9 protein-coding genes are annotated in these 7,192 nt (G+C 30.9%); all 9 read left to right on the top strand.

The annotated features are described in order from the left end of the window. The first annotated feature begins 38 nt into the window (after positions 1-38). On the top strand, positions 39-413 hold the full coding sequence (locus RR539_RS09810) for a PH domain-containing protein (protein WP_332474358.1): 375 nt from the start codon (positions 39-41) through the stop codon (positions 411-413). Positions 414-658: 245 nt separating this feature from the next. Beyond that, positions 659-931: a hypothetical protein gene (locus tag RR539_RS09805; protein ID WP_332474359.1), complete on the top strand. Its 273-nt coding sequence runs from the start codon at positions 659-661 to the stop codon at positions 929-931. A gap of 17 nt (positions 932-948) precedes the next feature. Further along, the gene (locus RR539_RS09800; protein WP_332474360.1) at positions 949-1,392 is read left to right on the top strand and encodes a GNAT family N-acetyltransferase; all 444 of its coding nucleotides are present in this window, start codon (positions 949-951) and stop codon (positions 1,390-1,392) included. 234 nt (positions 1,393-1,626) lie between these two features. Then, complete coding sequence (locus RR539_RS09795) at positions 1,627-2,883, top strand: VanZ family protein (RefSeq protein ID WP_332500381.1); 1,257 nt, start codon at positions 1,627-1,629, stop codon at positions 2,881-2,883. A 79-nt stretch (positions 2,884-2,962) separates the two neighbouring features. Further along, positions 2,963-3,532 (top strand): hypothetical protein, encoded by a 570-nt coding sequence (locus RR539_RS09790; protein WP_332474362.1) that lies wholly within the window; start codon positions 2,963-2,965, stop codon positions 3,530-3,532. 140 nt (positions 3,533-3,672) lie between these two features. Next, positions 3,673-4,782, top strand: a complete 1,110-nt coding sequence (locus RR539_RS09785) for an ABC transporter substrate-binding protein (RefSeq protein ID WP_332474363.1) — start codon at positions 3,673-3,675, stop codon at positions 4,780-4,782. Between the two features lie 48 nt (positions 4,783-4,830). After that, complete coding sequence (locus RR539_RS09780; protein ID WP_332474364.1) at positions 4,831-5,667, top strand: ABC transporter permease; 837 nt, start codon at positions 4,831-4,833, stop codon at positions 5,665-5,667. A gap of 9 nt (positions 5,668-5,676) precedes the next feature. Further along, positions 5,677-6,450: an ABC transporter ATP-binding protein gene (locus tag RR539_RS09775; protein ID WP_332483701.1), complete on the top strand. Its 774-nt coding sequence runs from the start codon at positions 5,677-5,679 to the stop codon at positions 6,448-6,450. Positions 6,451-6,539: 89 nt separating this feature from the next. Further along, a partial coding sequence (locus RR539_RS09770) for a response regulator transcription factor (protein WP_332500380.1) occupies positions 6,540-7,192 on the top strand: 653 nt, incomplete at its 3' end.

Raw genomic sequence — 7,192 nt, 5'->3', positions numbered from 1 at the left:
AAGATGCTTGCAAATAACTATAGAAAGTAGGAGATAAAATGGGACTATTTGATGGACTAATAGGCAATGCTTCTAAGATTACTGTTGGAGAAATAGAAAAGGACTTTGAGGATTTATTCTCACCTAGTGAAATAGTTGAAGCAGGCTACAAACTAGTAAGAGATCTTATAATATTTACAAACAAAAGACTTATTCTAATAGATAAGCAAGGATTAACAGGAAAGAAAACAGAGTATATGTCTATACCATACAAAAGTATCACATACTTTAGTGTAGAAACAGCAGGCCATTTTGACCTTGATGCAGAACTTAAGATTTATGTATCAGGAAGAGCTCTTCCGATAGAGAAGCAGTTTAATAAAAATACTAATATATATGAAGTACAATCTATCCTAGCAGACCATATAGGATAAAAAGAGCCAAGGGAATTTCCCTTGGCTCTTTTAGTTTACTGAAAAGGTAAATAGACTGTTATAAAAAAACAGGTTTTTAACAATAGAAATATTAAGTAAAATAATAAAAGGATTAATGCTGTCATATTTTCCGGGCAATATTTTGAATTAGACAAAAATAGATTAAATAAATAAATCTACAACTGAAATTTGACTATATATGACCCTAGTAATACAATGGAATAAATTAAGTTTTGGAGGGTGTTATGAAATTGATATTTGGACTAGTAATTGTTGTTATAGTTGCCATAGGGATAAAAAATCTTATTAAGTCAACAGGAAATAGTAAATCATCAAAAGCTAAGGCAGCCCAAAGTAGCTTTATATTAAGTGAGCAGCAAAGACAAAGTATGAGCCATTTACATGATCAACATGCAAGGGTTTTTGATGATGATTGTAACCACCCAGGATGTGATTCTAATGATAGTGGATCATGTGATTCAGGTAGTGATGGTGGATGTAGCGGAGGCTGCGATTAAGATACTTAGGAGGAATTATGGATATTACAATTAAGAAGTTTGAAGAATTATCAAACAAGGAATTATATAATATACTAAAGGCTAGATTTGAGGTTTTTGTATTAGAGCAAAACTGTACAGAAGAGGATTGTGATGATAAGGATTATGAGTCATATCACCTTCAATATATAGAAAATGGGGAGCTTGTAGCATATCTTAGAATACCAACTAAGGGTGTTTCATATGAAGAAACTTCTATAGGTAGGGTTCTTGTTAGAAGTAAATATAGAAAAAAGGGTATAGCTAGAGACATGATGAAAATTGCTATAAGCTTTATTGAAAACACTTTAGGAGAGAAGGCAATTAAGATTTCAGCACAGGAATATTTAGTTGATTTTTATTCTTCATTAGGGTTTGAAAAGGTATCAGATATATATGATGAGGGTGGAATTCCACACGTTAAAATGTATTATAGTAAATAACTATTAGGGCATATTACATATTGTAATATGCCTTTTATAATATAAATTTGTAAAATATTTGTAAGAAATATATAATAGTCTTGGAGGTGTTTTATGGGGTACATTATGAGTTTAATAAGAATAATTCCCTTAGTGATTATATTAGGATCGGTAGGGTTTTTGTTGCTATATTTAATAATAAATAAATTTTTTAAGAAAAAGTTTGAAAGTAAGATACAAATAGCTTCGTTGTATATGATTAATTTATATGCTGTTGTTGTTATATATGCCACATTTTTAAGTGTTAACCATCCTTTAATGGGAAGTGATTATAGCATTAATTTAATTCCATTTGATTGGGTTTATACTACTTATACTATGGGTATATCTAATGGAATTAAACAGTTTATATTAAATATTATTTTGTTTATACCTCTAGGGGTATTATTACCTATGTCTTATAGGAAGTTTGATGATTTTAAGAAGGTTTTAGGCATAGGGGTTATTAGTGTATTACTAATAGAAACTAGCCAATTAATAATAGGTAGAATATTTGATATTGATGATATTATAGCGAATACTCTAGGAAGTATAGCTGGGTATTGCCTTTTTTCAATTATTAGGGATATGTTAAGTAGGATAACTAAGAAAGATAATTTTAAGTTAACTCTTGCCAAAAGATTATCTTATATAGGAGTAGTACTAATTATAGCTTTAATTCCAATTGGATTTGAAGTAAAGGATAGATTAAGTGAATATGGCAGTGTTCCTGTTTATGGGTTTAATATAAATGACAGTGTTAATATTAGTGTTAAGCTTGATGATAATAAAGGTAATGAGAAGATATATAGGGTTGTAAAGAAGAAGTCTGAACAGGAAGTTTTAAGAGAACTTAGTAAAAAGTTTAATATTACTACTGCTTCTATTGAAAGTGGTAATTTTGGAAATGTAGCTATAAGAGATGAGAATTTTTCACTAATGGTAGAGAAAAACCTATGCTGGGCATATAGTAACTTTAAAGAAAAGGAAGTAGAGGAAGTTATATCACAGGAAAAAGCCATAAGTATAGCTAATAGTGAATTAATAAGACAGGGCTATAATTTAAGTGATTTCAAAACTATAAATAGTGGTATAGATGATATGAATAATATAGAAATTACATATGTAATTAAAGATGTAGCTACTAGTAGGAAATATGGATCTTTAATGGTTCGTATTAATGGAAGTGGAGAAATCAGAGATATTAACAGTTATTTGGTTAATATAGAAGAGGACAATTTAGTTAATACAATTTCTAAGAAAGATGCAATTAAAAAAGCTAAGAAATTTAAAATGTCTCCAGATGATTATTTTGGAGGTAAAACATCTAATATAAATATTAATAGAATAGAAAATGACTATGTATTTGAAAACAGAAAAGGTCATATTCAGCCTGCATATAAAATAAGTGGAACTGCTGTAGTTGATGGCAAGACTAAGGAGTTTGAATTATTAATACCTTCTATGAAATAAAAGTTATAGTGTAGGTGTATAGTAAATGATATTTAGTAGCAAATTATTAGTATTATATACAGGTGTAAGGAGTACTAATATGGCTAAGAAAAGGTATTTTGCAATAGTTGCCCATTGTTTATTAAACCCATCTACTAGGGTACATATACTAGGAAGAAGATTTCAAGTTGCTAAGATGATAGCAGATTATTTTTTAAGTAGGAATATAAGTATGATTCAGCTGCCTTGTCCAGAGTTTACTGCTATGGGTTATCTTCGTAATCCACAGGGAAGACAGCAGTATGATAATATATTCTTTCGAAAGCACTGTGAGAAGGAGCTAGAGTCATATGTTAATATGATATTAGAACTTACTAATAATGCTAATACTCCACTTTGTTTTATAGGAATTCAAGGAAGTCCTACATGTAGCATTAGGTGGGGAAAACATAAGATTAATAAGTACAAGACTGAGTCTATGATGCCAGATGAAAATGATACTTCAGGAAATAGTATGTTTGGAATTATGACAGAGGTATTAGATAGAATGCTTAGGGAAAGAGGGGTTATAATGCCCTATATTGAGGCACCTGTTAAAGAGAATATAGAATCTGATCTTGTTAAGGAGTTTTTCCTCAACTTAGATAATCTATTTATAAAAACTATATAAATAATAAATTTATAACCTATTAGAGTATTCTAATAGGTTTTTTCTATAATAAAACTAAAAAGTATAAATATTTTATATTTAACAAATATTGTTTATATATGTAGAATGTAGTGGAAACATGTATTTAAGGGGGGTAAAATATGAAAAAGATTATTTCAGGAATACTTTTAGTATTATCAATGGTATTTTTAGTTTCATGTGGTTCAGAATCTAAGGAAACATCATCTAATGCTGACAGCGTTCCTACTATTAATATTTCATGGGGTAATGAGCTTCATACAGGATTTATGGATATTCCATTAAAGAATCCAGAAGCATTTAAAGACAAAAGTGTACAACTTAAGTCACTTTCAAAGGAACAATTTGAACTTATAAAAGACGGTAAAAAAATAGCATTATTTAATATTGTACCTACTAAGGGTGGTTCAGAAATGGCAACTCTTATGGGACAAAAACATATAGACGCTGGATTCTGTTCAAATACAGCAATGTTAACAGCAGCTGATAAAGGAACAGATGTTAAAATACTTTCACCTGTTCAAACAGATGGGGTAGCACTTGTATTTTCACCAGATAAGGACTTTTATGGATGGGATAAGGTTAAAAAGTATATAGCTGATTCAAAGGTTCCAGTTAAAATAGGATATCATTCACCAATTAGTGGACCTAGAATAGTAATTGAGTCAGTTCTTAAGAAGGAAGGGTTTAAGGTAACTGAAGACCCAGCAGATTCTAAGGCAGATGTATTATTAGTTGACCTTAAGGGAAGTAAGAACCTTCTTCCTTCACTTTCAAGTAAACAGGTAGATGCTTGGGTTGGACCATCACATCATCCAGAGGCTGCTGAAGATTCTGGTGTAGGTAAAATAGTTCTTAATCTTAAGGACTTCCCACCAAAGGGACAATGGGAAGACTTCCCTTGCTGTGTATTCTCAGCTAGAGAAGAATCATTAAAGCAAAATCCTGAGGTATACAAGGCATTTGTTGAAGTTGTTAAGTATACAACAGAATTTGCTAACACAAATAAGGATGTAGTTGCTAAGACACTTGCAAGTAGTATTGGTGTTGAAGAAGGAACTATTAAAAAATGTACAATTAAGTATACAACTAACCCAGATGAAAAATGGTTATCAGGTATTAAGGTTTATTATGATGCTATAAGTGAAATGGGTAAATTTGATGGAGAATTCAAAGGAAAGAGCTTTGATGAAATTAAGGACAAGATGTTTGATTTCTCATATTTAAAATAAGATTTAACGATTCCCGTTTATACGGGAATTTTTTTTGGAGGTTAGAAAATGAAGAAAAGGATTAATAGTTTTTTAATACCTATAATAGTTCCAGTTGTTTTTATTATTATTTGGAGTATAGCCTCTAAATTAATAGATAATAAGGTTATATTACCTTCAGTAGCAGTTGTTATTAATAATTTTTCCAACGCTACAGATAATTTTATAGGCCTTGGTTCACTTCCAAGCAATATATTAGTAAGTTTAATTAGGGTTTTACTTGGGTATACAATTGGAGTTATTATTGCACTACCAGTTGGGGTATTAATGGGGTATAAGCCGATTTGTAATAAGCTTCTTAATAACTTTATAAATATATTTAGACCAATTCCTCCACTTGCATGGGTACCATTAGTACTTGCATGGTTTGGAGTATCTTCACTTGCAACTGTTTTTGGGGTAACTACAGGAGATGCCTATGCAACTCTTAGTAGCTTTAAACTATCAATGATATTTATTATTGCACTTGGAACATTTTTCCCTGTTGTTACAAGCTCTATATTTGCAGTTCAAAGTGTTAATAGAACACTAATTGATTCAGCAAAGGTACTTGGAGCTAGTCAAAGGGATATGTTCTTTAAGATTTTAATACCTGCAGCAGCACCAACAATTATTAATGGACTTAGAACCGCTCTTGGAATAGCATGGGCATGTCTTGTTTCAGCAGAAATGCTTCCAGGAAGTTTATCAGGTATGGGATATTTAATTACCCATGCATATGAACTTGCAAGAACAGACCTAGTTATTACAGGAATGATATGTATTGGTGCATTTGGGGCACTACTAGACTTTGTTTTTAGAATTGTTGAGAAAAAATACTTCTCATGGCAAAACAAGGCTAGATAGGAGGAAGGTATGGAGAAATTAAAGGATACAATAATAAGTGTTAATAATTTAGAAAAGATATTTAAAACAAGGGAAGACTTAGTAGTTAAGGCATTAAATAATATAAATATTAATGTATATGAAAATGAATTTATATGTATTGTTGGCCCATCAGGATGCGGAAAGTCAACTCTACTTAGAATAATAGCAGGGCTAGATGAGGCAACTGAGGGTAGTGTTGAATTTATGGGAAGAGTTCATACAAAGCCTACAAGGGATATTGGAATGGTATTTCAAAATTATTCACTGCTTCCTTGGAAAACAGTAATAGATAATATTGGACTTGGACTTGAGTTTTCGGGGGTTAATAAAAAGGAAAGAGTTGAGGTTTCTAAGAAATACCTTGATATAATAGGTATGAATGAATTTAAGTATGCTTATCCATATGAATTATCAGGTGGAATGCAGCAAAGAGTTGCCATAGCAAGGGCACTTGCAAATGACCCTAAGGTTCTTTTAATGGATGAGCCATTTGGGGCACTTGATGCACACACTAGAATAATTCTTCAAAGGGAACTACTTAATATTTGGGATAAAAATAAGAAAACAATATTATTTGTAACACATAGTGTTGATGAGGCAATTTATCTTGCTGATAAAATAGTTGTTATGTCTAGTAAGCCAGGTGAAATAAAGGAAATAATAGATGTTAATATAGAAAGACCGCGTCAAAGATCTAATCCTCGTTATGGTGAAATAATAGATTATCTGTTAAAATCATTAGAGGTTAGCTGTGGTTTTTAGGAATTGAATGAATCTTAAGAAAGTCGTTATAATTATGATTGGGCTTTCTTAAGATTTTTGTTTTATTATAGATATTAGGAGGGGATTAAATGACTTATAATGTTTTGGTGGTTGATGATGAAAAGGAAATTAGGGATGCTATTGAGATTTATTTAAGGGGGGAAGGTATTAATACTTTTAAGGCAGAGAATGGATATGAAGCTTTAGAAATTTTACTTGAAGAAGATATAAACCTTATTATTCTAGATATTATGATGCCAAAAATGGACGGAATAACAACATGTATTAAGATAAGGGAAGAAAAAAACATACCAATAATAATGTTATCAGCAAAAAGTGAAGACTCTGATAAAATATTAGGGCTTAATATAGGAGCTGATGATTATGTTACAAAGCCATTTAACCCACTTGAATTAATAGCAAGGGTAAAGTCACAATTAAGAAGATATTTAACCCTTGGAAATGTTGTAGCTGAGGGTAAAGATGAAATTATAATTAAGGAACTTAAGATAAATAAATGTTCACATGAAGTGTACGTAGATGGAGCAAAGGTTCACTTGACTCCTATAGAGTATAATATTTTACTTTTACTATCAGAGAATAGGGGACGAGTTTTCTCATCAGAGGATATATATAGACGAGTATGGAAGGACGAGCCTGTTAATGTAGACTCAACTGTAACAGTACATATAAGAAGGATAAGAGAGAAAATAGAAATTAATCCTAAAGAACCAAAATATAT

Origin of the sequence: Clostridium sp., assembly GCF_036639235.1 — a bacterium.
Lineage (GTDB): Bacteria > Bacillota > Clostridia > Clostridiales > Caloramatoraceae > Clostridium_AB.
Note: the sequence above shows the minus strand (reverse complement) of the source record. Positions and strands in the feature narration are given on the sequence as shown.

Excerpts from the sequence above, each read along its gene's own strand:
- RR539_RS09810 (WP_332474358.1), top strand. The coding sequence starts at position 39 with ATGGGACTATTTGATGGACTAATAGGCAATGCTTCTAAGATTACTGTT.
- RR539_RS09805 (WP_332474359.1), top strand. The coding sequence starts at position 659 with ATGAAATTGATATTTGGACTAGTAATTGTTGTTATAGTTGCCATAGGG.
- RR539_RS09800 (WP_332474360.1), top strand. The coding sequence starts at position 949 with ATGGATATTACAATTAAGAAGTTTGAAGAATTATCAAACAAGGAATTA.
- RR539_RS09795 (WP_332500381.1), top strand. The coding sequence starts at position 1,627 with ATGATTAATTTATATGCTGTTGTTGTTATATATGCCACATTTTTAAGT.
- RR539_RS09790 (WP_332474362.1), top strand. The coding sequence starts at position 2,963 with ATGGCTAAGAAAAGGTATTTTGCAATAGTTGCCCATTGTTTATTAAAC.
- RR539_RS09785 (WP_332474363.1), top strand. The coding sequence starts at position 3,673 with ATGAAAAAGATTATTTCAGGAATACTTTTAGTATTATCAATGGTATTT.
- RR539_RS09780 (WP_332474364.1), top strand. The coding sequence starts at position 4,831 with ATGAAGAAAAGGATTAATAGTTTTTTAATACCTATAATAGTTCCAGTT.
- RR539_RS09775 (WP_332483701.1), top strand. The coding sequence starts at position 5,677 with ATGGAGAAATTAAAGGATACAATAATAAGTGTTAATAATTTAGAAAAG.